This is a genomic window from Salmonella sp. SAL00653 (assembly GCF_046552515.1).
Taxonomy (GTDB): Bacteria; Pseudomonadota; Gammaproteobacteria; order Enterobacterales; family Enterobacteriaceae; genus Salmonella; species Salmonella enterica.
In genome coordinates this window covers 22,358-43,534 of the sequence record NZ_JBGDTY010000023.1, presented here as the reverse complement: position 1 = coordinate 43,534, position 21,177 = coordinate 22,358, and the positions used below count along the sequence as shown (strand labels likewise).

Annotated in this window: 24 protein-coding genes and 5 pseudogenes; 16 read left to right on the top strand and 13 right to left on the bottom strand. The window is 52.3% G+C overall.

Going from position 1 to position 21,177, the window contains the following annotated elements; translation table 11 throughout:
- Positions 1–25: 25 nt before the first annotated feature.
- A pseudogene (locus tag ACLJRU_RS21690) lies at positions 26–148 on the bottom strand (replication protein RepA).
- 88 nt (positions 149–236) lie between these two features.
- On the opposite strand from ACLJRU_RS21690, the gene tap reads away from it, so the two are divergent.
- Both tap and repA read left to right on the top strand, forming a co-directional pair.
- On the top strand, positions 237–314 hold the full coding sequence (gene tap, locus ACLJRU_RS21685) for a RepA leader peptide Tap (protein WP_001541552.1): 78 nt from the start codon (positions 237–239) through the stop codon (positions 312–314).
- Positions 295–1,176 carry an incFII family plasmid replication initiator RepA gene (gene repA / locus ACLJRU_RS21680; protein ID WP_001676666.1) on the top strand — a complete coding sequence of 294 codons (882 nt, stop codon included), beginning with the start codon at positions 295–297 and terminating at the stop codon, positions 1,174–1,176. The genes tap and repA overlap by 20 nt, the downstream gene beginning before the upstream one ends.
- 463 nt (positions 1,177–1,639) lie before the next feature.
- Here the strand turns inward: repA and ACLJRU_RS21675 are convergent, their stop codons facing one another.
- The 5 genes from ACLJRU_RS21675 to pefB form a co-directional block, all read right to left on the bottom strand.
- Complete coding sequence (locus ACLJRU_RS21675; protein WP_162299956.1) at positions 1,640–1,816, bottom strand: hypothetical protein; 177 nt, start codon at positions 1,814–1,816, stop codon at positions 1,640–1,642.
- Between the two features lie 17 nt (positions 1,817–1,833).
- Positions 1,834–2,526, bottom strand: coding sequence for a fimbrial chaperone PefD (pefD, locus tag ACLJRU_RS21670; protein WP_001038509.1), 693 nt, complete (start codon positions 2,524–2,526; stop codon positions 1,834–1,836).
- Positions 2,519–4,927, bottom strand: coding sequence for an outer membrane usher protein PefC (gene pefC / locus ACLJRU_RS21665; protein WP_187790683.1), 2,409 nt, complete (start codon positions 4,925–4,927; stop codon positions 2,519–2,521). The genes pefD and pefC overlap by 8 nt, the downstream gene beginning before the upstream one ends.
- A gap of 226 nt (positions 4,928–5,153) precedes the next feature.
- Complete coding sequence (gene pefA, locus ACLJRU_RS21660) at positions 5,154–5,672, bottom strand: major pilin PefA (protein WP_079961207.1); 519 nt, start codon at positions 5,670–5,672, stop codon at positions 5,154–5,156.
- Positions 5,673–5,946: 274 nt separating this feature from the next.
- Positions 5,947–6,249, bottom strand: a complete 303-nt coding sequence (gene pefB / locus ACLJRU_RS21655) for a transcriptional regulator PefB (RefSeq protein WP_000979451.1) — start codon at positions 6,247–6,249, stop codon at positions 5,947–5,949.
- Positions 6,250–6,954: 705 nt separating this feature from the next.
- Here pefB and ACLJRU_RS21650 point away from each other — a divergent pair.
- Positions 6,955–7,341, top strand: coding sequence for a YgiW/YdeI family stress tolerance OB fold protein (locus ACLJRU_RS21650; protein WP_001541549.1), 387 nt, complete (start codon positions 6,955–6,957; stop codon positions 7,339–7,341).
- A 52-nt stretch (positions 7,342–7,393) separates the two neighbouring features.
- Positions 7,394–7,522 (top strand): annotated as a pseudogene (locus ACLJRU_RS21645) (recombinase); the annotation flags it as partial.
- A 321-nt stretch (positions 7,523–7,843) separates the two neighbouring features.
- On the opposite strand, the gene ACLJRU_RS21640 reads toward ACLJRU_RS21645, so the two are convergent.
- Positions 7,844–8,833, bottom strand: coding sequence for a RepB family plasmid replication initiator protein (locus ACLJRU_RS21640; protein WP_000461383.1), 990 nt, complete (start codon positions 8,831–8,833; stop codon positions 7,844–7,846).
- Between the two features lie 493 nt (positions 8,834–9,326).
- Positions 9,327–9,622: pseudogene (locus ACLJRU_RS21635) on the bottom strand (cytoplasmic protein).
- 11 nt (positions 9,623–9,633) lie between these two features.
- On the opposite strand from ACLJRU_RS21635, the pseudogene ACLJRU_RS21630 reads away from it, so the two are divergent.
- Positions 9,634–10,062: pseudogene (locus tag ACLJRU_RS21630) on the top strand (hypothetical protein); the annotation flags it as partial.
- A gap of 43 nt (positions 10,063–10,105) precedes the next feature.
- Here ACLJRU_RS21630 and ACLJRU_RS21625 read toward each other — a convergent pair.
- Complete coding sequence (locus tag ACLJRU_RS21625) at positions 10,106–10,627, bottom strand: hypothetical protein (protein WP_079961209.1); 522 nt, start codon at positions 10,625–10,627, stop codon at positions 10,106–10,108.
- Between the two features lie 675 nt (positions 10,628–11,302).
- Between ACLJRU_RS21625 and ccdA the strand changes: the two genes are divergently transcribed.
- The 10 genes and pseudogenes from ccdA (at position 11,303) to ACLJRU_RS21575 (ending at position 16,426) form a co-directional block, all read left to right on the top strand.
- Entirely contained in the window at positions 11,303–11,521 is a 219-nt protein-coding gene (ccdA, locus tag ACLJRU_RS21620; RefSeq protein WP_000813641.1) for a type II toxin-antitoxin system antitoxin CcdA, read from the top strand.
- Between the two features lies 1 nt (position 11,522).
- On the top strand, positions 11,523–11,828 hold the full coding sequence (gene ccdB / locus ACLJRU_RS21615; protein ID WP_001541545.1) for a type II toxin-antitoxin system toxin CcdB: 306 nt from the start codon (positions 11,523–11,525) through the stop codon (positions 11,826–11,828).
- Position 11,829: 1 nt separating this feature from the next.
- Complete coding sequence (locus tag ACLJRU_RS21610) at positions 11,830–12,120, top strand: hypothetical protein (RefSeq protein WP_001266176.1); 291 nt, start codon at positions 11,830–11,832, stop codon at positions 12,118–12,120.
- Positions 12,117–12,638: a hypothetical protein gene (locus tag ACLJRU_RS21605; protein ID WP_000198608.1), complete on the top strand. Its 522-nt coding sequence runs from the start codon at positions 12,117–12,119 to the stop codon at positions 12,636–12,638. Before ACLJRU_RS21610 ends, ACLJRU_RS21605 begins: the two co-directional genes overlap by 4 nt.
- Positions 12,639–12,672: 34 nt before the next feature.
- On the top strand, positions 12,673–13,455 hold the full coding sequence (locus ACLJRU_RS21600) for a site-specific integrase (protein ID WP_000082169.1): 783 nt from the start codon (positions 12,673–12,675) through the stop codon (positions 13,453–13,455).
- An 8-nt stretch (positions 13,456–13,463) separates the two neighbouring features.
- The gene (locus ACLJRU_RS21595; RefSeq protein WP_000545754.1) at positions 13,464–14,015 is read left to right on the top strand and encodes an EAL domain-containing protein; all 552 of its coding nucleotides are present in this window, start codon (positions 13,464–13,466) and stop codon (positions 14,013–14,015) included.
- Positions 14,016–14,158: 143 nt separating this feature from the next.
- The gene (locus ACLJRU_RS21590) at positions 14,159–14,668 is read left to right on the top strand and encodes a CaiF/GrlA family transcriptional regulator (protein WP_001541544.1); all 510 of its coding nucleotides are present in this window, start codon (positions 14,159–14,161) and stop codon (positions 14,666–14,668) included.
- Positions 14,662–15,147 (top strand): membrane protein, encoded by a 486-nt coding sequence (locus tag ACLJRU_RS21585; RefSeq protein ID WP_000905606.1) that lies wholly within the window; start codon positions 14,662–14,664, stop codon positions 15,145–15,147. The genes ACLJRU_RS21590 and ACLJRU_RS21585 overlap by 7 nt, the downstream gene beginning before the upstream one ends.
- 252 nt (positions 15,148–15,399) lie before the next feature.
- A complete protein-coding gene (locus ACLJRU_RS21580) occupies positions 15,400–15,987 on the top strand; it encodes a LysM peptidoglycan-binding domain-containing protein (RefSeq protein WP_001541543.1) in 588 nt (195 codons plus the stop codon).
- A pseudogene (locus tag ACLJRU_RS21575) lies at positions 15,882–16,426 on the top strand (inverse autotransporter beta domain-containing protein). Before ACLJRU_RS21580 ends, ACLJRU_RS21575 begins: the two are co-directional and overlap by 106 nt.
- A gap of 66 nt (positions 16,427–16,492) precedes the next feature.
- Here ACLJRU_RS21575 and ACLJRU_RS21570 read toward each other — a convergent pair.
- A complete protein-coding gene (locus tag ACLJRU_RS21570) occupies positions 16,493–16,843 on the bottom strand; it encodes a helix-turn-helix domain-containing protein (protein ID WP_001541541.1) in 351 nt (116 codons plus the stop codon).
- Between the two features lie 56 nt (positions 16,844–16,899).
- On the opposite strand from ACLJRU_RS21570, the gene tnpA reads away from it, so the two are divergent.
- Positions 16,900–17,325, top strand: a complete 426-nt coding sequence (gene tnpA / locus ACLJRU_RS21565; protein WP_000064919.1) for an IS200/IS605 family transposase — start codon at positions 16,900–16,902, stop codon at positions 17,323–17,325.
- A gap of 126 nt (positions 17,326–17,451) precedes the next feature.
- On the opposite strand, the gene spvD is transcribed toward tnpA, so the two are convergent.
- The 3 genes from spvD to spvB all read right to left on the bottom strand — a co-directional run bounded on the left by spvD (position 17,452) and on the right by spvB (position 21,144).
- A complete protein-coding gene (gene spvD / locus ACLJRU_RS21560; RefSeq protein WP_001541540.1) occupies positions 17,452–18,102 on the bottom strand; it encodes an SPI-2 type III secretion system effector cysteine hydrolase SpvD in 651 nt (216 codons plus the stop codon).
- Between the two features lie 260 nt (positions 18,103–18,362).
- A complete protein-coding gene (gene spvC, locus ACLJRU_RS21555) occupies positions 18,363–19,088 on the bottom strand; it encodes a type III secretion system effector phosphothreonine lyase SpvC (RefSeq protein ID WP_079961210.1) in 726 nt (241 codons plus the stop codon).
- Positions 19,089–19,368: 280 nt separating this feature from the next.
- The gene (spvB, locus tag ACLJRU_RS21550; protein ID WP_079961211.1) at positions 19,369–21,144 is read right to left on the bottom strand and encodes an SPI-2 type III secretion system effector NAD(+)--protein-arginine ADP-ribosyltransferase SpvB; all 1,776 of its coding nucleotides are present in this window, start codon (positions 21,142–21,144) and stop codon (positions 19,369–19,371) included.
- Positions 21,145–21,177: the final 33 nt, after the last annotated feature.

Sequence of the window (21,177 nt, the reverse complement as noted above, 5' to 3'; positions counted from 1 at the left end):
ATGAGTAACTTTCTTGATCGTCTCGTCAGTGAGTGTTAGATTGCTGATCGTCTAAAGAATTTTGATGGCTGGCCACGCCGTAAGGTGGCAGGGAACTGGTTCTGATGAGGTGCCTACCCGGGACCAGAAAAGCAAAAACCCCGATAATCTTCTCATTTCTTGGCGGGAACGAAAGATTAACGGGGCCTACTTAAACTGTATAGCCACCAATCAGGCTATGCAGGGAGTATAGTTTTATGCTCAGAAAATTTCAATACTTGTTTCTGTGGCATTTACTCCTTCCGTGCATTGTAAGTGCAGGCAGAAGTGACTGACACCCGAACACTGTTCACTCATTACCGACAGGTCAAAAATCCGAATCCGGAATTCACGCCGAGAGAAGGGAAAAAGACCCTGCCGTTCTGTCGTAAGCTGATGGCGAAAGCCGAAGGGTTCACGTCCCGTTTTGATTTTTCCGTCCATGTGGCGTTCGTTCGTTCGCTGGGAAAGCGTCACCGGATGCCGCCTTTGCTGCGCCGTCGTGCCATCGATGCGCTGCTTCAGGGGTTGTGCTTCCATTATGATCCACTGGCCAACCGTGTACAGAGATCCATCACCAATCTGGCTATAGAGTGCGGTCTGGCCACTGAGTCAAAAAGTGGTAATCTGTCCATCACCCGCGCCACACGGGCGCTGAAGTTTATGGCAGAGCTGGGGCTGATTACCTACCAGACCGAGTACGATCCGCAGATTGGCTGCAACATCCCGACTGATATCACCTTCACGCCGGCACTGTTCTCCGCGCTCGACGTTTCTGACGTGGCTGTTATGGCCGCCCGCTGCAGTCGTGTCGAATGGGAAAATCAGCAGCGCAAAAAGCAGAATCTGGAGCCACTGGAGATGGACGAACTGATAGCGAAAGCCTGGCGATTTGTGCGCGAACGGTTCCGCAGCTACCAGTCTGAACGTAAACTGCACGGACTGAAACGCGCCCGGGCGCGGCGTGACGCGGACAGAACCCGTAAGGACATCGAAACACTGGTGAAACAGCAGCTGACGCGGGAATACGCCAGCGGACGCTTTACCGGCGGGCTTGATGCCATGAAGCGGGAGCTGCAGCGGCGCGTGAAAGAGCGCATGATGATGTCGCGGGGCAAAAACTACACGCGACTGACCATGGCCACCGTCCCCATATAACCCACCAGATTATGAAAATCCGGCTGACGTCGGAGGATTTTGTACGTCTGTCGCCGGGCGCCGCCTGTTTTCTGCGCGGAACGCTCGTTCTTCCTGCTAAAATATCTCTCATTCTGCTGCCAGAATGGCCAGAAATGTTCCCGCCTGAGTCATTTCCGGTCGCAATATTCAGTTACTCACAAATAACTGCAAGGGACCTTTCCATAAAGTTACAACCGATATACTGACAAAGCGCCAGGCGACCTGATTTCAAAGTGCGTGGTTTCCTTTAAACCCCAGATCTGTACTTCTTTTAAAGACATAATCTTTCTCTCTTATAAATAAATAACCTGTTCATCACCTGCCCTGTGGACAGGTTCCAGAGGAGAATGCCCGCCCTTGCAGCGGACTCACGTCCGCGCCGGTTCGGAAACAACATTAGTACCTCCCGTCGCGATGCGCCGGGCCCCGGTCATGCAAATAGTTACAACATCCAAAATCCTGACCAACGAAACCGAAGCAAAAACCTGATATCCAGCCCATTCCCACCACTGAAAAGCGCCGCCGCCCCGGCCACCAGGGGAAGCAGCAGCCCGGCGGCCAGCATGCCCGCACGCATGTGTCGCGTTATCCACACGGTCCGGTATTCTTTCTGTTTCATTATCCTGCCCTCCCGGCTCATTTCAGCGTGTAGTCCTGGGTGCCGCCCCAGTCGTTAACAGCCTGTACCGTCACCGTTCCGTTCAGCGACAGTTTCCCCAGCGCCACCTCACTCTTCGGCGCCAGCTGCGCAATCTCATTCATCACCCTGTCGTTCAGCCTGACCGGCTGTCCGTTCAGTTTCACCCCGGTGACCGCAAAGTAGTACGGCGTCGGGTTCTTCAGGTAAGCCTCACCGCCGCGGTGCGTAATCTGCAGGTTCTTCTCGGCATTACGGCGTCCCTCAACAAGCGCTTTCGGCCGGTAAATCAGCTTCACCTTCGTGTTCACGGCCACCGCCAAGACATTCCCTTCCGACGCCTTTGGCTTCGGCGGGATTTCCTGAACGTTCAGCCAGAACAGCGACTCACGGTCTGACGGCAGCGCGCTGTCCGTCTTCATGATGCGGATAATCTGCTTTTCTTTGGGCCTGACCTTAAAGAACGGCGGCGCCGGTACCATATACACCGTACTGCTGCCCTGGGTGGTGTTGTCTATCCACACTTGGCCGCCAAAGGTCTCATCCGCCTGGTTGGTCACCTCAAATGAGGTGTTCTTTCTCCCTTCCTCATAGATAAAACGCGTGCCGTTCAGCACAAAGGCTGCCATGGCCTGCCCGCTGACGGCCAGGGACAGCAGGGACACCAGTCCCCACTTCATCATCTTATTCACAATAAACCTCCTGAACTTTGCCGGTATTGGGCACAATACCTTTCACTGAAAAATGGCAGACGCTGCCGTCCCCCCGCTCGACGCTGACCCGTGACGGCGCGCTCAGCATATTCATCAGCAGGACGCCGTTACCGGCAATGAACCCGGCATCCAGTCCCTGCTCCGTCTGCGCGCTGCCCCCGTTCAGTATCCGTCCGTCACGCTCCTTCACCCGCAGGATGTAGCGCAGCACATGCTCGGCGCCAAACTCACGGTACACGACAGCTTTTTCCGTCGGCACCACGTTAAAGGAGGTGGTCTGCAGCTCCAGGTCATCCGGCACGTTTTCCATGTCCACGCTGACCCGGTTCAGGGAGTAATCCGACAGGTTCACCACGGTGTATCCCTTGCTGTTGGTGGGGGCTGAGCCGTTAATCCTCACGCCCTTCACCCCCGGAATGCGCGCCACGCCCAGCGTGTTCCCGGTTTCCTTCGTCATCATCAGGCCGCTGTCTGCCGTGCCCAGAATGGTGCCGCTCACGCTGCCTGACACGGTGGTGTTATCACGTCCCTGCGACAGCATCATGTTGGTCTGGATGGCATCAAAGCCATACGAGAGGTTGCCGCTCAGGCTGCGGTCGCCCTTATCACTCAGGTTGGTGTTGAGGCCGTAGCTCAGGCGGTCCGTCGGACTTGCTGACACCCCGCTGTTCATCCCCATCCTGCCGCTGCTGCTGTAGCTCAGTCCGGTACTGCTGTAATGGCGCACGCCACCCAGGGTGAACGGAATGCTGAAGGAGAGCGACGTGCTGTAGTCCGGTTTGTCCAGGTACGGGCGTTTGCTGTAGCTGCCGTTCAGGAAGACCGACACACCATCAAGAATGGTGGTGCTGAGGGAGACATCGCCCCCGGTGGCCTTTCCCTTCATCCACCAGTAGTCCTCCTGCCAGCCGGCCAGGTTCAGGTTGCTGTTCCCCAGACGTTGCGAGAAGCGCATCTCATAGCGTGATTTTGTGTTGTAGCGGGTATACCGGTCCGTGCTGTAGAAGTCCGCGAATTCCACATACCCCTTACTCTGGTAACGGTAGGCCAGCAGCTGCAGGTCCGAGCTGTCAGAGAAGCTTTTGGCATACTTGGCGCTGACGCTGTGCCCGCGCTTGTTGTCCCTGTTGTCGTATTTCGCCTGTGACAGGTTCATCCCGGCAGACACGGCGCCGAAGCCCCCCAGGGCCTGCGTCACGCTCACCCCGCCGGCCTGGTATTTACCGTGCAGGATGGAGGCGGCATTCAGCGTGGTGGAGTCAAAGCCGTACCCCACGCCTCCCATCCAGAACGTGCCGCTTTCACCGTCCCGGAACGGTTTTTTCAGCTGATAGTTACTGGACTTGCGACCGGCCGCCACGTTGTATTCAATCTCCCCGGGACGCAGCAGCGTCGGCAGGGTGGTGACCGGATAGACGGTGGTGGTTTTGTGGCCGGACGCATCCTCCACGGTCACCACCAGGTCACCGTTCCCCACGGAGCGGACATCATCCAGCTGGTACGGGCCGGGCGGCACCACTTTTGAGTACACGGTGTACCCGTTCTGGCTGATGGTGACGCGGGAGGTGGAGTTTGCCACCCCGGTGATAAGCGGGGCATACCCGCGGGCCTCCCACGGCAGCATGTTACTGTTGGAGCGCAGTGCCGCCCCGTAAAAGCCGAAATCAGAGAACAGGGCGCTGCGGGTCTGGGATTTACCGAGCAGCAGGTCCCCCTGCACTTGGCTGATGGCGGTGGACAGCGTGATATCCCGGGCGGTGAACTCACCGGAGCCGTCAGCGTACCGGGATGCGCTCATGTTACTGGCCAGCACCCAGCGGCCAAGGTTGACCATCAGGTCGGCATTCGCATAGGCACTGGTGCTTTGCCCGGACGTCTGCGAGGCGTTGGCGGAGTACTTCAGGCGCGCCGCCGGCACGCCGTAGTCCCAGCGGCTGGGGTCCGTTTTACCGACCAGGAACGACTGGGGAATACTGAACACCAGGCTCTGGGAGCCATAGCTGAAGTCCACCCTGGTATAGGGGTTGCGGCTGAGGACATAGCACTGCCCGGCAGCATTCAGCGTGGAGGCATACCCCTCCAGGCGGACAGGAACCCCGGCAGCTTTCAGCCACTCCGGCGACAGGCACAGGGCGTTTGCTGACTCTTCCTGTGGCGTAATGGATAAACGGGCCTTACCCACGTTTTCCTGGTTAACAATGACGTCGACATAATACTGTCCGGCCGGAAAATCCGAACCGGATTTTAATACGGAGGGAATGGCGCCCATTCCCTGCAGGAAATCCAGGTTAAGCTCTGAGTCAGTACTGGCAAAAGACAGGTGAGAAAATAAGGCGAGACTCAGCGCCGACAGTTTAAATACCCGGTGATGAAATGACACAACAACCCCCTGACTCAGACAGTCCCTCTCCGGAGGAAATTGCACGGAAAATACAATTTCCTGTTAAACAGGTAATAACGGAATGCAGGATGGCGGGATGAATATACAGGTGCTGTCCCGGCCTGCAATCAGCGATATAAAAACAACGAACAAGGTAATTAAATGCGGCGCACCGCCGTACGCCGCGTCATTTAAATAAAATATGTAAGGTTCTGCTTACGGGTGATTACTTGTAAGTCACCGCGAAAGATGCCACAGATTTGAAGTCACCTTCAGTCTGGCCACCCTTCAGTTTTGCAGTGAACTTTAGGCCGTCGGTGGTCAGGTTAGCGCCGTCGAAGTCAACTGAACTGGCGTTAGCATTTACAGCACCCGGTGCTTTGGAGTTCACGCTGTCAACCAGTACCTTGGCATCAGCAGCTGTACCGCTGGTTGCCCCGAAGCCTTTACCATCCAGGGCAGCAGAAGCCCAGGTGATAGTGGCCGTTTTCTGAGCCAGGTTTCCACAAGCCTGTGCGGTCGGGTCAGCCGGCTTCATGGCGAACTCAACAGCATTACCCGTCTGGTTAGCCTGAACGGTACCCAGCTGAACAACCTGGTTCGGCTGAGCTGCGCCGTTGACAGAAGTGGTCAGGTCACAGGTCGTGGCGCTCACTGACCCCAGGAAAGTCACTTCATTGGCAGCGTGTGCAGTCCCGCCCAGAACACCCAGTGCAATAATGGAAGCAATAATGCTCTTTTTCATGTATATAACCTCTTGAATTTAATTTTTTGACTTTCACAAAATGAAAATACACATTCACATTTTCCAGCATGGCTGGCTTTATTCCTTCCCGGACAGGGCAGAAATAAAGTCAGCCATGACGTGACGGCGTAAAAATCCTGAGTTGTCATCCGACATATTTAATAACCGCTCTGTAAAACAGGCGCACAAATACGCATCTGAATTAAATTCAGTGTCTGTTATCTGTTTTTAATACCTGGCGGAAGCTGTCCTTCAGTCCGTGAACAACACAGACTTATGAATAGTAAACAACCATCTGCGCTGCGGCCTGACTGATACGTGACAGGCGGTTCAGACTGGTACTGAAATACCCGTTGTTCACTTCATAGCGTTCACAGACATCCTTTCTGGACACACCAAAAACAAGGTAGTCCCTGAGTGCCTGAATAATCTTCTCGCTGTGAATGGATGATATACCGATGAGTAACCAGAAATGTTCCTCATTTACTTTTGCAGGTATCAGCGCCCCTCTTCTTATTCTGGCCAGCATGATTTCTTTGCCCAAATAATAATCAGCATCTTTTCTGTTCAGCATCATTGGATTATCTCCGGCTCAATCTGGTGTTGTGACAGAAAATTTCCAAAGGAAACAAACTTTATGCCGGGAATTATATACAGATGTTTGTTTTGAAAAAGATCATTTTTGCAATCCTTTCTACCATACAAACAAAACAAACAAGAATACACCACCAAAAAATCAAAAAAAGTAGGGCAAGAATCTATTTGCCATACAAAATTCAGCATAAAAGATCGCCACAACACAAAAAATCAAAATATCTGCAATGCAAATATTTTTGCACATGAAAAGACATATATCAAAAAAGAAAAAATAAATATAAACTTTCAAAAATATAAAAATCAGCCACACCAGGATTAGAAAAAACATAATAAAAATAAGTTCTTAACATCCGTGAAATTATTATGTAATGCTTCGGGCTGTGAGATTATCCGGATGTATCTTTGCCTCCGGTGGCTTTAGGCAGGGCACTCCGTAAGAGATGAAAAAAATCACGGCAACCTTCACGCTAAAACAGAGAAGTAAGAACCAGGCCTCGTGTATTGCTCTGTAATGTTTATGCTCTCCGGGGGTAAGAGCCTCCCATGAAAGCACCCACTGGATAAAGTTTATCCATCGGATGTAATCAGGAAAAAGGAGCAAATACCCTGTCGCTTAGTTTCGCTTAAGGTTTAGTTAAGATTTGCTCATTAAGTTTTCCAAGAATTTTTTTCAGGGAAAACAGAAATGAAAAAAACTTTAATCACTCTTATTATTACCACTCTTTCTTTCAGTTCGCTTGCCCGGCAAACGGACATTGTTTCTTCCGTAGAGCAGCCCGGGTATGTTCAGGGAGGATTTACAGGCCTGGCCCCCACCCAGACATCGGTTTCACAGGCTAAAAAACAGTGGGATGATGCGTGGGTGGTACTGGAAGGCAACATTATCAGGCAAGTCGGTCACGAGCTTTATGAATTCCGTGACAGCAGCGGTACTGTTTATGTGGACATCGATAACAAATACTGGATGGGTCAAACAGCCTCGCCTGCGGATAAGGTTCATATTGAAGGAGAAGTGGATCGGGACTGGGATGGTATAAAGATAGATGTAAAAAATATCCGGGTAATGAAGTAATACCGGAGTTTAAGAACAAGTCGTATATCCAGACTAACTGTATCCATAACCAGTGCGGGCGCTGTCTGAAAAAACACAGGCACGACGCGAGTGCCCACCAAAAGATGAGGTTCGTCTGGTCCCGCTAACAGATATAAGCTATGTCAGGCAGATAGAGAGCTGGGTGATCACCCCCGTCCCAGCCGCACAGATCCTCCGGATACTCCCGTCCTGACATGACAACGTCACTCACCACAGCTTATATAAGCTGTGGTGAGTAAATCTTCCCTGAGATAAGCTGTAGTGAGCATATTACGATACATGGAGGGAGAACGACGGATTCACAGGGCTCCTGCAGTAACAGGAATGCCATTCTGAAAAGTTTGTGGATCAGGGATATGCTTCCGGTATGGGCTGCTCTCATCACTGCTTATATAAGCTGTAGTGAGCAGAACACTCACCAGAGGCAGTAATATAAGCTGTAATAAGTAAACAGTAGTGGATAACTCACTACAGATTATGTTCAGCGGGATTTGAAGAGTTTCTCCAGGTCATCAAGTGTGATGCCCAGTTTATCAAGAAGCGCAAGTTTTTCAGCCATCTCCGGACTGACGTCACCCGGTGTGGCTGGCAGTTGCGGGTTCTCCACACTCTCATCATGAGGTGGCTTTAACTTGGGCCGGCGGTAGTGAATACAGAAGAGTTTTGTGCGCCCACGCTGGATCTCAGTGTAATCCAGATAGCCAATCTCCCGGAGCTGCTCCATGGCACGCCTCACCGTCTGGTTCTGCGAGAACACAGGGGATTTCAGGTTCAGACGGGCCCGTAGACGCGCCAGTGATATCGGCGCCGGATCCCGCGGCAGACTCTCTATAAAGGTATAAAGAGCCTGAGCGGACTCCCGGCGCTTCAGGGCATTGATGGCCTTGAGCTGCAGCAGCACTTTCCGGTCAAACTGGTAGAGTTCAAAGAGGCGCGGATCGGCTTGCAGCTGAACGATATCTTTTTCCGTATCATAGTAAGCCGACTGTACCAGATGCGTAATGTACTCTTTGGTGTGCTTCTCCGTTGTGCGGGAAAACGAGATCACAGTACCCGCGATACGCTTAAGTGAAGGACTGATACGTTCCCGGAGCTTCCGGGATGACTGACTGGAGGGGATCCCACAGAGTTTGGCGAATTCGACAAACGGCAGCTCAACTTTATCGCCAATAACTTTATGTCGGGCAAAGGAATGGATCACCCCTACCCAGGTCTTGAAGTCATTATCCATATCCAAGCGGGGACCGGTGATCTCCACTTTATCAAACCCCTCGGCCCTGGCGAGAGACAGACGCGTCAGTTCTTCCGACGCATCAGTACGCGAAAGTGTGTTCTTTTTGCGGTTTTTCAGTGACTTAAGCGTAGGAACAAATACTCCAAGCCGCATCAGAGCTACAGGCTGCACGGTATTACTGGCATTAGGAGTGAGATTTACGATTTCACCGGAGGATTTATCCACCTCTTCAAACAACTTTTTTATGTCCAGATTGTCCTTGTCCAGAGCGCCTCCGATCGGTGGATAGTTTAAGAATAAAAGCAGCCACTGTTTTCATGTTATAGCCTGAAAGGTGCTAAACAACTGGCTTCAGCTTATACACAGCCCTGAAGAAGTTTCAGGGGAACATACTCACTGTAGTTTATATTACTAACTCATTACAGTATATCCTTTGCATAATACAGCTTATTGTTTACCAGTTACAGCTTATGATTAACATGCTACAGTTTAGGTGATCATCCTCCAGGCCCAGTACTGACGCGGCCTTTAGAAGAGTCGGGATCTTCTTTTGATCTAACAGGGATCGTTGTAAGGATCTTATTACTGGATCGAGTGACTGTATATGTGGATAACCTGCTGACCGACAAGGTGATTCGTATAGTTTTTCAATAATCACTTGCTGTGACTCCAGTGCGTATCTGCTTCCTTTAACTTCTGTTTTTTTGCGCTTCCTCGCCGGTTCCCGGGCTTATTCCCGGTCAAACTCTTCCTGACTTATTAATTGCCAGCGAATAAGGTGAAGTCGCATTTCTCTTATCTGGTGTATTGTGAATCCTGTACGGACCAGCAGTGTTTTCAAAGCTGAGGAAGTATCTTCTTCGTATGAAGCTGCTGAGAGGGAGAAGGCCTCTGGTTTTCTCGCAAAACATGCAGCAACCGCGCCAGTGCCGGCAGTAACCGGAGTGTCTCCCCGGGAGTTACAACGGCCTGCAGATCTGTTTCTGTCAGGCCGGTGAGTCCCTGTTTCTGAAATTCAGCATCCATCTGCCGGAACCATCATTGTGGATCAGCAGTTACAGTTTAATTCCTCCTAACGGGAACTAAACGAGCTTTATTTCAATATTCGCGAACAACCGTGGGAACCTGGACCAGGATTGCTCGTCATGAATATGACAAACATGCCAGCTGAACCACTTATTTTCCAGTCGGGTACGCAAAGCGCAGGGTTAGAACTGGTTAATATTTATTTCTGGATTTTCAGGCAATTTATGGAAGAGAAGGAATTAACCAAGCCTCTTGCGCGCCTTGTTTATACCAATCTTAAGACTGCCAGAACAGACAGCGTTTCCCTGCAGTCAGTTGGAAAACGTTTTGAGGCATCTTTTGAAAATTAACCTGAGCCTACAGCAGAGAAAATGGCTCAGGTACGTGAACTGCATGAATTAGAAGAGGCCAGACGTAAGCCATATATGATGTCCAAATAACTCTTTTAATACCGGTTATATATTTACGTTTACCTGTCCCCTCTCAGGGACAGGTAGTTGATCCAGTTTGCAGACGGCGATTTCTGAATCTCTTTGTGTCATGTAATGACGTCAGGAAATCCAGGACTTTATCATCGCTATCCGTCGCCAAGTCATGCAGGAACAGAAAAAATTTCCCTTCATTATCTACCAGATGCGAATCGAGATAACCTAACAACCACTTTGCATGCCTCAAAATATGACGTTGTTCCCGTTGCAGACGCTTTAACGGAAGGCGTGTCGTCATTTTATCCAGTTTTTGAGTCTCCTGAGAGAGTTTCTGCTGCATGATTCTCAGTTCTGATTTAAGCGCCTGCGCGGGGGCGCTCCGGCTGAATAACCTCGCGGTATCGGTCAGTGTATTTACCATCATTCTGTGGACCTTTTGGCACAGATCCCTGGAAGCCTGATATTTCTTAAAGTAATAGCGGGTATAAACGCCCACTCCGGATAATGCAGTTGAGATAAATGGAACGAGTAATGCTGTGTTCATAAAAATCTCCTTATAAGTAGGTGGAATGGCCACGTGATGTGGACGACGGATGAAATATAACCCACTTTAGCAATTTGTGCTATATTTTTTTGCAAAAAGTGCTAACTTCAATTTCATGTATTGATTTATGTTTTGTTCTGTGGTTCATGTATTTTGTATCTTCCTCTGTCACCTGAGATCCGGAAAAAGGTAGTCCCGGATCTTCTTTATCCTCACCGGTGCGCCGCGACCCGGTAACACAAGATGTAGCGGCTCAGTCATCTGCTGTTGCTACCAGATGTTGTGTTATACCCCTTCCCTGTGACCCGGCGCGCAGGGCAGAAAAGACCGCTTTGCTTATTCCCTGACCGTGGTACACTTCCGGAAAGTCGTGAATAGACAAAAAATCGGATCACCTGAAAATAGCCGTCCTGTAATTCCGTTACGTTTTTATAAGTTGGATTGTAATTGCATGTGGTTAAAGTTTCATTATGAAAAAGATGAGTTATTTACTAATAGCGTGATAACAGTATGCGTTTTAAGGATTGAAAACATGCATCAGTAAAATGCACGAGAAAATACATATAAGAGATATGTAGATAATGGCGGCGAACAGTTAACTCAGTCACTATAAGCTGGTTAACAGTATTCACAATGCGTGGCAGATTTTTGCTTCATCGGAATGTATACTTAATTGCATACCTGAAGTATGTAAAAAAGAGGTGAATCATGAAGCAGCGAATTACAGTGACAGTGGACAGCGACAGCTATCAGCTGCTCAAGGCATACGACGTGAATATCTCCGGTCTGGTCAGTACGACCATGCAGAACGAAGCCCGCCGTCTGCGAGCCGAACGCTGGCAGGAAGAAAATCGGGAAGGTATGGCTGAGGTGGCCAGCTTTATAGAGGCTAACGGATCGTTTGCTGACGACAACAGGAACTGGTGATATGCAGTTTAAGGTTTACACCTGTAAAAGGGAGAGTCGCTACCGGCTGTTTGTGGACGTGCAGAGCGACATCATTGACACCCCCGAACGGCGGATGGCTGTCCCGCTGGTCAGCGCCCGTCTGCTGTCGGAAAAGGTTCCCCGCGATCTTTACCCGGTGATGCATATCGGGGATGAGCCTTACCGCCTGCTGACCACGGATATGACCAGTGTGCCGGCCACCGTCATCGGGGAAGAGGTGGCCGATCTCAGCCTCCGGGAGAACGATATCAAAAACGCCATTAACCTGATGTTCCGGGGGATCTGATATGCGTGTCAGCGAACAGGTGCTGCTCAGTAGTCTACGTCAGGGCGGCTGTGTGCGGAGTTTCTGGCGCCGCTCCGCCAGACTGGCGGGTACGCCCTCTCCGATCGTTCCGGACGGGCTTGTGCTGGAAACCCCCGGTGAACGCGGGGATACCCCACTCTGTCATGTGGATTTTGCGGTGGTACAGAAGTGGCTGGTCTGCGAGGAAACCTGGACACAGACCCTCGGGGGAACGGAGTTCGGCGGGACGGTCTGGCGACTGCGTACTGACAGGGAGAACACCACCTCATGACACGGTCACGCATCTGTCCGGATACTGAATCCACCGGTCTCAGTCCGGCATCGGATGCCCTGCCGGTCAGGGAGACGACAGAACAGTTTGCACAGGTCTTTTTCGGAAAATCTGTGTCCCTGCTGACGCCGGAAGAGCGGTTCACGACGGTGTACGCCGGCTCCCGGGATATACCTGCGGATTTGCATCCGGCGAGCTGGTTTCCGGCCGACACCTGGTTTCGTAACGAACTTCGCGCCTGCGCGGCCTATGTCGGACGTCGTCAGGGCTGGCCACTGTATCACGCTTCAGAAGCGGAACGGCTGCGCGCACTCTATCCGCTACGGCTCGCCACGCCCGCGACCGATCCGGGAAAACAATTGCTGACCCGTACGGCGCTGCTGAAAGCGGGTTACTCACGTGCCACGATTGCGGCCATGACACCGGTGGCCGAACGGCAGAACCGTCACAGCGGCGACTGGTATCCTTTATACAGGGTTCAGACTGAAACCAGAGATGACTCCGGGGAAAAAACATGATGTCCCGGAATATTTCACTTAACGGAGAGAGGACATGAGTCAGCCACCGTTACCTGCTGTCTGTACGCAGGCAGCGTCCGCCCTGCTGCCGGTGGCCATTGATTACCCGGCGGCCCTCGCACTGCGCCAGATGGCAATGCAGCATGACGACTACCCGAAATATCTGCTGGCACCGGAGGTAAGTGCCCTGCTCCACTACGTCCCTGATCTGCATCGCAGGATGCTGCTGGCCACTCTATGGAATACCGGCGCACGGATTAACGAGGCGCTGGCCCTGACACGGGGAGACTTTTCGCTGGCACCACCTTATCCGTTTGTGCAGCTGGCCACTCTGAAACAGCGGGCGGAAAAGGCGGCCAGAACGGCAGGACGGATGCCGTCCGGCAGCCAGCCCCACCGCCTGGTGCCGCTTTCTGATAACCAGTATGTCAGCGAACTGCAGATGATGGTGGCCACGCTGAAAATCCCGCTGGAGCGTCGTAACAGACGTACCGGCAGAACGGAAAAGGCGCGCCTCTGGGAGATCACCGACCGGACGGTCCGTACTTGGATTGGGGAGGCGGTTGAGGCCGCAGCGGCTGACGACGTGACGTTCTCAGTCCCGGTGACACCCCATACATTCCGCCACTCCTATGCGATGCACATGCTGTACGCCGGCATACCGCTGAAGGTGCTGCAGGCGCTGATGGGACACAAATCGGTGAGCTCGACGGAAGTGTACACGAAAGTGTTTGCGCTTGATGTTGCCGCACGACACCGGGTGCAGTTTCAGATGCCGGGTGCTGATGCAGTGGCTATGCTCAAAGGAGGTTCATAGAGACGTGTATGCATTTTTCAGCCTTTCGCCTGCAACAGGCCATCCGGAACCGGGAGTTTACGCCGTTTTATCAGCCCATTGTCTGCGCCACAGGAGGGGAGGTGGTGGGCTGCGAAATGCTGGCCCGCTGGCTGCATCCGCAGAAGGGCCTGCTGAGCGCCGGGAACTTTATTCCCGCCATTGAAGCCACCGGCCTCGGCGGAGCGCTGCTGCGCGGACTGGCCGACGAGGTCTGCGGGGACGGGCAGGACCTTGCCCGCAGTGCCGGCCGCAGGCTGATGATGACGCTGAATCTCAGCCTGAGCCTGGTTATGACGCCGCTTTTCCGTCCGCACCTGCTGGCCCTCAGCATCCGGCTGGAGCAGGCCGGCATGACCCCCGTCTTTGAAATCACCGAGCGGGAAGATATCCGCGCCTTTCCTCAGGCGGCGGTATTCCGCCAGCTTGCCGCCGGGGGGCTGCGGTTCGCCGTGGACGACTTCGGCACCGGTCATGCCGGTCCCGCCAGCACGGTGGCTGATCGGATGATTGCGCGCACCGTCAGTCTGGCCCGGTGCTAGGGGGCCCGGGTCATTGCCGAAGGTATCGAGACCCCGGCGCAGGCGGCGATTACCTGCAGGGCTGGCACTGCGGCGCCCCGATGCCCTTCGGGCTGTTTCATTTCCGGCTGACGCAAAAAAGCCAGCCGGCCTTTGGTTAAGTTATGCGCACAGGAGTCATTTCTATGAACCAGCCGTTGTTATTCCGGACCGTTGCCGGCAGGCAGAGCAACCATGAAGGGTTTTACATGCCCCCGGGCATCCGCCATCTGGGCACCCTGTCCCTGTACCGGGCCGTGGCCTGGTGGGGGCTGTTTCTGGGCCGGGAGTTTACCCGCGATGACGTCAGCGAGGCGTTCAGCATTGAGCCCCGCCGTGCCAGCGGTATCCTCAATTACATCTGTAACCGTCACAATGACGACGACATTTGCTTTGATTCCCGCCTGCACCCCGTGCGGGGAGGCCGCGCCCAGCTCGTGGTGCGTATCCGGGCAGTGGAATCCCGCCCGGACACCATCCGCCGGCAGCGGACAGACCGGCCGGGCGGGAAGGTGAGTGACCGGCAGTATGACCGCCAGATGGCGCACTGGCTGCTGTCCCGCCCGGCCGGCGGTGATACGGCAAAACTAGCCGCCTGGCAGGCAGCCTGCCCGGTCCGGGAGGCATCATGCTGATTATCGTCAGTGACTGTCAGTTTACCCGCCTGGCGTTGACGCGCCTGCTCGCACATCTGGACCCCGTGAACATGAGTGTTGCCCGGTGGTTACAGACCGCGCCGCCGGCAGGCAGCCATGTGCTGCTGGCGGCCTCTCCCGGCATGCTGGCATCGCTGGTCCCGGCCTGCCATCACGCCAGGACATCACTGTCCCTGAAACTGGCGCTGCTGGGCTCAGGAGGACAGGCTGTCTTCCTGAACACCCTCGGTCTCAGGCCGGACTGCCTGCTGCCGCGCACCGCCTCCGCGACTCAGCTGAAGGCCGCGGTCAGCAGCTGGCTGCGCCGTGCGCGGGGCTGGCGGCAGGCGACGACGGAGAGTCTCTCCCTGCGCGAGCGACAGGCGCTGTGTGCCACGCTCGCCGGCCTCTCCGCGCGCACGGCGCCCGGCTCGGCATCAGCCCCAAAACCTTTTACGGCCATCGCCGCAGCGCGCTGAACCGCCTGGAGCTGCTGGCCAATCCGGTGATCGGCCTGCCTGACCCTGCGGCGCACTACAGCATGATGCTCCACCCGGGGTCGCCGCCCTTTTTCAGCAGCCGGACGACCGGCGCCGGTAGCCACAACGTTTCTGCACATCACCCCGTGCACCTTCCGGTAACACACCGTTCTCATTATACGGACATGACACTATGAAATTATCCTCCTGTACTCCCCGGCGTGGACGGGGTGTACCTGGGCCACATTGTGGATGCAGGCCACCACACCGCTGGTTTTAACGCTCACGCCGGCCATGACGGCCCGGGCGGACATCGCGTCCCGGATCGGGCAGAGCCCGTTCTCTGCCGACCGGGATGCCGCCCTCGCCGGGATCCGGACCGTGCCTTATACCCTGAAAAAGGGGGAGACGGTGGCGCAGGCGCACGGCCTGACCGTCCCACAGCTGAAAAAACTGAACGGGCTCCGCACTTTCGCCCGCGGCTTTGACCACCTGCAGGCCGGCGACGAGCTTGACGTGCCGGCGGTCCCGCTGACCGGCGGGAAAGGTGACAATAACCGCCATGACGCCCGCGGTCCGTTTGCTGCTGACCGGGAAAATGAGGACGCGCAGGCGCAGCAGATGGTCGGCATGGCCTCACAGGCCGGCAGCTTCCTCGCCAGCCATCCGGACGGTCAGGCCGCCGCCGGGATGGTTACCGTCACTTCCGGCCGTCTGACATGCTCGGGGCGAACATCTTCCTCGACTATGACCTCTCCCGCGACCACGCCCGCGCCGGCTTCGGCGGAGAATACTGGCGCGACCTCCTTAAGCTTTCCGCCAACGCCTATGTCGGCCTGACCGGCTGGAAAACCTCCCCGGATGTGGAGGACTACGAAGAGCGTCCGGCCAGCGGCTGGGACCTGCGTGCTGAAGGCTACCTGCCGTCGTACCCGCAGCTCGGGGCGAAGATGGTGTATGAGCAGTATTACGGAAATGAAGTGGGCCTGTTCGGGAAGGATGAGCGGCAGAAGAACCCGCACGCCCTGACCGCCGGGGTCAGCTGGACTCCGGTGCCGCTGCTGAAGCTCAGCGCGGAGCAGCGCGCCGGCAAGGCCGGGGAGCATGACACCCGCTTCGGGGCAGAAGCGAGTTACCGCATTGGTGACAGCCTGCGCAGCCAGCTGGATCCGGATGCCGTGGGCCCCTGCGCAGCCTGGCGGGCAGCCGCTACGACCTGACTGACCGTAACAATGACATTATCCTCGAGTACCGTAAGCAGGAGGTGACGTGCCAGTAATTTCACGATGCAATTGTGCTTCAATCACCTGGATTTTCGGGATTCTGACCGCACCATCCAGCACTTTTACCCCAACAGCTTGCCGTGTTTGCGCTTGAACATAGGGAAGCGGGCTTTTAGCTTCGGATTGAAGCAGTTGGAAAAGGCAACATCGAGATTGATCACCGCCTGTTGCAACGCAATAGAGTCATATTCCTTTAGCCATGCGTATTTACGGAATTTACGGAATTTTTTCGCTACAGCCAGAAGCGGTTTAATGTCTTTACGCGGGGTTAAACTTACGCCGTGTCGTTGATAAGCGTGTTTCTTGATATGCAGAGATTTGCTGTACACAAAACGGACTGCACCGAACTGGGCGTTAAGGTGCTCCGCCTGTTCCGGTGTCGGATATATGCATACTTTCGTGGCTCTTAACATATTCAGCGCTCATTAATATATTGTATTTATTTTAACATGTTAAGTGAAAAATTCAATTGAGTAATCACCACGAATCACTGGAAGGCTTTCTTCGTAAACGGCATAGTGTAAGTAAGCTGGTTGTGCATTTAATCTTTACGACAAAATACCGCTGCAAGCTGTTTGACGGGCAGATTATCGCTCAGTTACGTGATGCTTTTGGTTCGGCTGCGGCAAAGTTGGAGTGCGAAATTATCGAGATGGATGGTGAACAAGATCACGTCCATCTGCTGATAGCGTATCCGCTAAAACTGGGGGTCAGCGTGATGGTAAATAATTTAAAGTCGGTATCGTCGCGGCTTCTCCGTCAGCAGAATACCCACTTGCGGATGCAGAGCAAAACCGGGCTGCTGTGGTCTCGTTCTTACTTTGCCTGTAGCGCCGGTGGTGCCACGATAGAAACGCTTAAAGCATACGTGCTCAGACAGAATACGCCGGAGTAGCCTGCCCTAAAGCCCTTCGGGCTTTTCGCCTTATATCCCCGCCCGCATTGGGCGAGGGTTTACAGCGGATCTTGCTAAGGCTCTCTATTAACTTACTATTCATAAAATGAATATTTAAAAAAGTTATCAATCGTGTTTTTCATCATAAGCCCTGACATAAAATTCCCCTGATGATGAGAAGTGTTTTTTTATTTCTTGTAAGCTAGGAAGTATGTTGGATGTTTTCCAAGAATCAATGAATTGTACATATGGTTTTTTATCATATTCACAGATAACCACAGCGTTGAAATCATGTCTACATTCGCCAATTATTGGAGCTATGTAGTTCTCTGCGCTAATGATAAAAGAACTTTCCCTCTTAATGTCATAACGGTTTAATATTTCTTTTTCCACCTCCTCGATGGAATTTAAACAATATGATTGGTTAAGCTCATGACCAAAAATGATTTTATCAACAATGGCGCTGTCTAATCCCACTGTAGGAGAGGCAGTGTTCTTCGAACTTAATATATCCTGTCGGTGATGTATGTTATAATGTAAACACGCTGATAATAAAACGCAGTTCCCAGAGTAATGGACGTATGTATTATTTACATATCTAGCCATTTGTTTTAAATTATCTCGACTCAAATTTTGTGGATACAAAATTCTCTCTTTTGATTCAATACAAAGCGCATCTTTAATTCTCTTGACATCATTTGAATCATTATTATTGATATTTTTTGAATTTATACGTGATATTATATCTTGGGATGACGCACTACCAGAAACTCTCATAGTTACACTACCTCAATAAAATGCATATTACAAAACATTAAATATAATATTTTTCAAAAAACGCTCTTGCTTATGTAATTTTCACCATTACAGTGCGGACATATCAATATGCATGAGCGTTATTCCTTTACGGTGCCGGAATTCGTCAGTAAGGGGGGAGCCTTCAATGAAAATTTGTAATTTATTGATTAATAAATTAATGAGCATTTAAAATAGCTGTTTAACGGCGTTTACTGTTCCGTTGCTCCCCAAACCCATACTTACTCTGTCATCAAACGATAAAACGGTTCCTCACGTAAAGCCTGTCTCTGCATTTCACCACCATCACGCCCACTTCGTAGTTCATTACGATAACTGAGATATTTCCAATTTTCAGGATGAACGTCTGACTCAGGACACTGTCCTGAAATAACCCCATTTTCGGATAGTCTGGATTCCAGACACTCTATAAATTGCCGTGTCTTGTGGAGAAACGACGCACTGTACTGCGAATTTTCCTGGTCTGGTTTTATATACAACGTGAACTGAGCGCCCAGGCTAACACGGGCTTGTTGAACGACCTTCTCCATATCGGTCACTTTCCACTTATCTACCGGACTGTCCTCTGAAAACAGCAATCCGGACAGCGCTTGAAATGCTTGTGGCACCATATCCCTGAGCACACTGATGTGGAACTTGTCACCGGCAAATTTGCCCAGAGACTGAGGTGATTCTCGACGAGCATGGATGAAAACATCGTAACCATGGTTATTCAGCTGAAAACCTTGGCTCATAGCAAAGAAACCACTCTGGCGCATCCCTGAATAGTCAGGCACATCCAGCGCCTCTTTAAAGTGGGATACCGGCATCTTCCGCATTTGGTTGTGCAAGGAGTTGAAATTATTTTTCAGGTGCTTATTTGTAGATGGTATTTCCGCCCCATCATAAGCAGCTACAATATTCAAAGGAGGGATGTGTAGATTTAGATTAGGCCTATTTATGGGCATGGGAAATCTCCTTTGCGATATGGATATATCGCCATATTATTAGATATAAATTCTCAGTTTTTTTTAATAAAACGATTAGTTATCCAGAAAACCTCATTTTTTATCAGGCGAAAAAATGATATTTCGGTCCGTTCCGAGCAGAAAGTTAAAGAAGGGTAATGGCAAAAGTTTAGATGCACTACTTTGCGGGCCTAGGGTGACGGAAAAATCTGGGGTTCCGGAGTATAACCCCTTATAGAGCTAGGCCGCTCATACCACTTCTGGAATAGATTCTTAGTATCTATGAGTTGAGTACCCTCATGTTTATTATTCTTTTTATCCTGTTTGTGTCAGCAGTTGCATCATCACTTAATCTCAGCTTACTAAGCTGGCTTGCAAAGTCTTGGGATCCACAATTTACAATGCTTTCGATTTTGAGTTTAGTATTTGGAGGGAAAAGCATCTCTGCCTCTCCCTTAAAATGTGCAACATCTCCGAGTATTCTACCTTTATGTCCTTTTTCTAGGTATATGTTGAGAATAGTGTCATTTATCCATGCCTTATCTGGCGATGTACTCATAAAAGCTTTATCTATTATTATATTACCTATAGTAGTGTATTCCTTCAGCACATCCGATAATGCGGGCTTATCAAGCTTCAGGCCCCGGTATACGACTCTGTGATCTGTTTCGGGAAGTGAACTTAATCCCTCCGCAATATCATTTATATAAACTGACATGGCATTTTTAAACTCCTCATCACTGGGTTCATTTGTGGAAAGATAGTCTCTGGAGAGCAGAGTTTCTTTTGCCTGTGTTTCAGGATAATCATCCCCACGTAAATATTTATTAATCACACTGTACCCTTGAGCTGAATAGTACCTCAGAGCTTGAATCTGCTTTGATTCCTCTACAATCGCCCATTTTGATTTTGGTCGAGATGAATTACCTCCCATCATCGGAGGAGGCGGTGGCGGTGGCATCATATTGTTGACAGGAGCTCTTCTATAACCGTCGCCTTCATAGGCCAGCGTCCGAGCAGCGCAAAGCTGTGTCAGTATCGGATTTTCGTCATACTCCAGCAGCAGACGGGAAACCAGCGTATCGGCTTCACCCAGTTCATCAGGAAAGTGGTGGAACATCAGGACTTGGCGGCACAGGCGATGGAGGCGGATCTCAAAGCCGTAGTTATACAGGGAGAAGGGATCCTGGCGGGCGAGCCAGCTGTTCTGAGCAGTGAATGCAGGCGGTACCTGTGGATCTACACCACGTTCGCCGTAGTCAAACACTAGGGTGAACAGCCACTGTACCGCGGGTGTGGCGCTAGTCCAGAGGTACAGATCGGCGGCGGGGGTCGCGTTGCCATACTGTACCTTGCTGAGATAGCGCATGGCGCTGCGATCGCGTCCGGCCTCGTTCCCATTGAGGTCCACATTGTCACCGTTCTCCGCCAAGTAGGAGTAATAGATATGCTCGCCGGCAGGGGTCACCGACTCCTCAACCAGCCATTGCGCCGTATGAGAGGCGGCCTGCGGATCGCTGAGGCGTGCTGCGGCGGTTTTCCCCAGCAGGTGCAGGATGCCGTTACTGTCATGCAGTAACCAGAAATCATCGCCGTTGCTGTTGCCCACCCAGTACTCCAGGCGATAAAAACTGCTCTCCGTGCGGGGCTGATAGCGGGTCACCGTGTAGCTTTGCGGGAACGATACGTCACCGTACGCGAAGCAGGTGACGGGATTGGGGGCATCACCGGTGCTGAGCGTTTGAACCAGCACTTCTCCGTCCGGCCCCAGAAACTCATCGCTGTCGTTATACTGCGGCACGCCATGGCTGGTGCTGCGGGCAATGCTCATTGTCGCGCAGGACCAGCCCACGCCGAAGGGGCCATTGCCGCCACCGCTGCTGTAGTGCAGCGCCAGCGCAGGCGCAAAGCCGCGTTCGGCGCTGATGGGCAGAGGCAGCGTTATACTGGCTAGGCCGTCAGGGCCTGACTGACTCAGCGCCTTGCCCCCTTTTGGCAGGGAAGGGGGAGTGATCAGCGCTAAAGTGGCAGATGAAAAACCATTTAGTATCAACATACACTATCTCCTGAAACTGGCCGTCTGACGATG

Excerpts from the sequence above, each read along its gene's own strand:
- tap (WP_001541552.1), top strand. The coding sequence starts at position 237 with ATGCTCAGAAAATTTCAATACTTGTTTCTGTGGCATTTACTCCTTCCG.
- ACLJRU_RS21675 (WP_162299956.1), bottom strand. The coding sequence starts at position 1,816 with ATGAAACAGAAAGAATACCGGACCGTGTGGATAACGCGACACATGCGT.
- pefA (WP_079961207.1), bottom strand. The coding sequence starts at position 5,672 with ATGAAAAAGAGCATTATTGCTTCCATTATTGCACTGGGTGTTCTGGGC.
- pefB (WP_000979451.1), bottom strand. The coding sequence starts at position 6,249 with ATGATGCTGAACAGAAAAGATGCTGATTATTATTTGGGCAAAGAAATC.
- ACLJRU_RS21650 (WP_001541549.1), top strand. The coding sequence starts at position 6,955 with ATGAAAAAAACTTTAATCACTCTTATTATTACCACTCTTTCTTTCAGT.
- ccdA (WP_000813641.1), top strand. The coding sequence starts at position 11,303 with ATGAAGCAGCGAATTACAGTGACAGTGGACAGCGACAGCTATCAGCTG.
- ccdB (WP_001541545.1), top strand. The coding sequence starts at position 11,523 with ATGCAGTTTAAGGTTTACACCTGTAAAAGGGAGAGTCGCTACCGGCTG.
- ACLJRU_RS21610 (WP_001266176.1), top strand. The coding sequence starts at position 11,830 with ATGCGTGTCAGCGAACAGGTGCTGCTCAGTAGTCTACGTCAGGGCGGC.
- ACLJRU_RS21605 (WP_000198608.1), top strand. The coding sequence starts at position 12,117 with ATGACACGGTCACGCATCTGTCCGGATACTGAATCCACCGGTCTCAGT.
- ACLJRU_RS21600 (WP_000082169.1), top strand. The coding sequence starts at position 12,673 with ATGAGTCAGCCACCGTTACCTGCTGTCTGTACGCAGGCAGCGTCCGCC.
- ACLJRU_RS21595 (WP_000545754.1), top strand. The coding sequence starts at position 13,464 with ATGCATTTTTCAGCCTTTCGCCTGCAACAGGCCATCCGGAACCGGGAG.
- ACLJRU_RS21590 (WP_001541544.1), top strand. The coding sequence starts at position 14,159 with ATGCGCACAGGAGTCATTTCTATGAACCAGCCGTTGTTATTCCGGACC.
- ACLJRU_RS21585 (WP_000905606.1), top strand. The coding sequence starts at position 14,662 with ATGCTGATTATCGTCAGTGACTGTCAGTTTACCCGCCTGGCGTTGACG.
- ACLJRU_RS21580 (WP_001541543.1), top strand. The coding sequence starts at position 15,400 with ATGCAGGCCACCACACCGCTGGTTTTAACGCTCACGCCGGCCATGACG.
- ACLJRU_RS21570 (WP_001541541.1), bottom strand. The coding sequence starts at position 16,843 with ATGTTAAGAGCCACGAAAGTATGCATATATCCGACACCGGAACAGGCG.
- spvD (WP_001541540.1), bottom strand. The coding sequence starts at position 18,102 with ATGAGAGTTTCTGGTAGTGCGTCATCCCAAGATATAATATCACGTATA.
- spvC (WP_079961210.1), bottom strand. The coding sequence starts at position 19,088 with ATGCCCATAAATAGGCCTAATCTAAATCTACACATCCCTCCTTTGAAT.
- spvB (WP_079961211.1), bottom strand. The coding sequence starts at position 21,144 with ATGTTGATACTAAATGGTTTTTCATCTGCCACTTTAGCGCTGATCACT.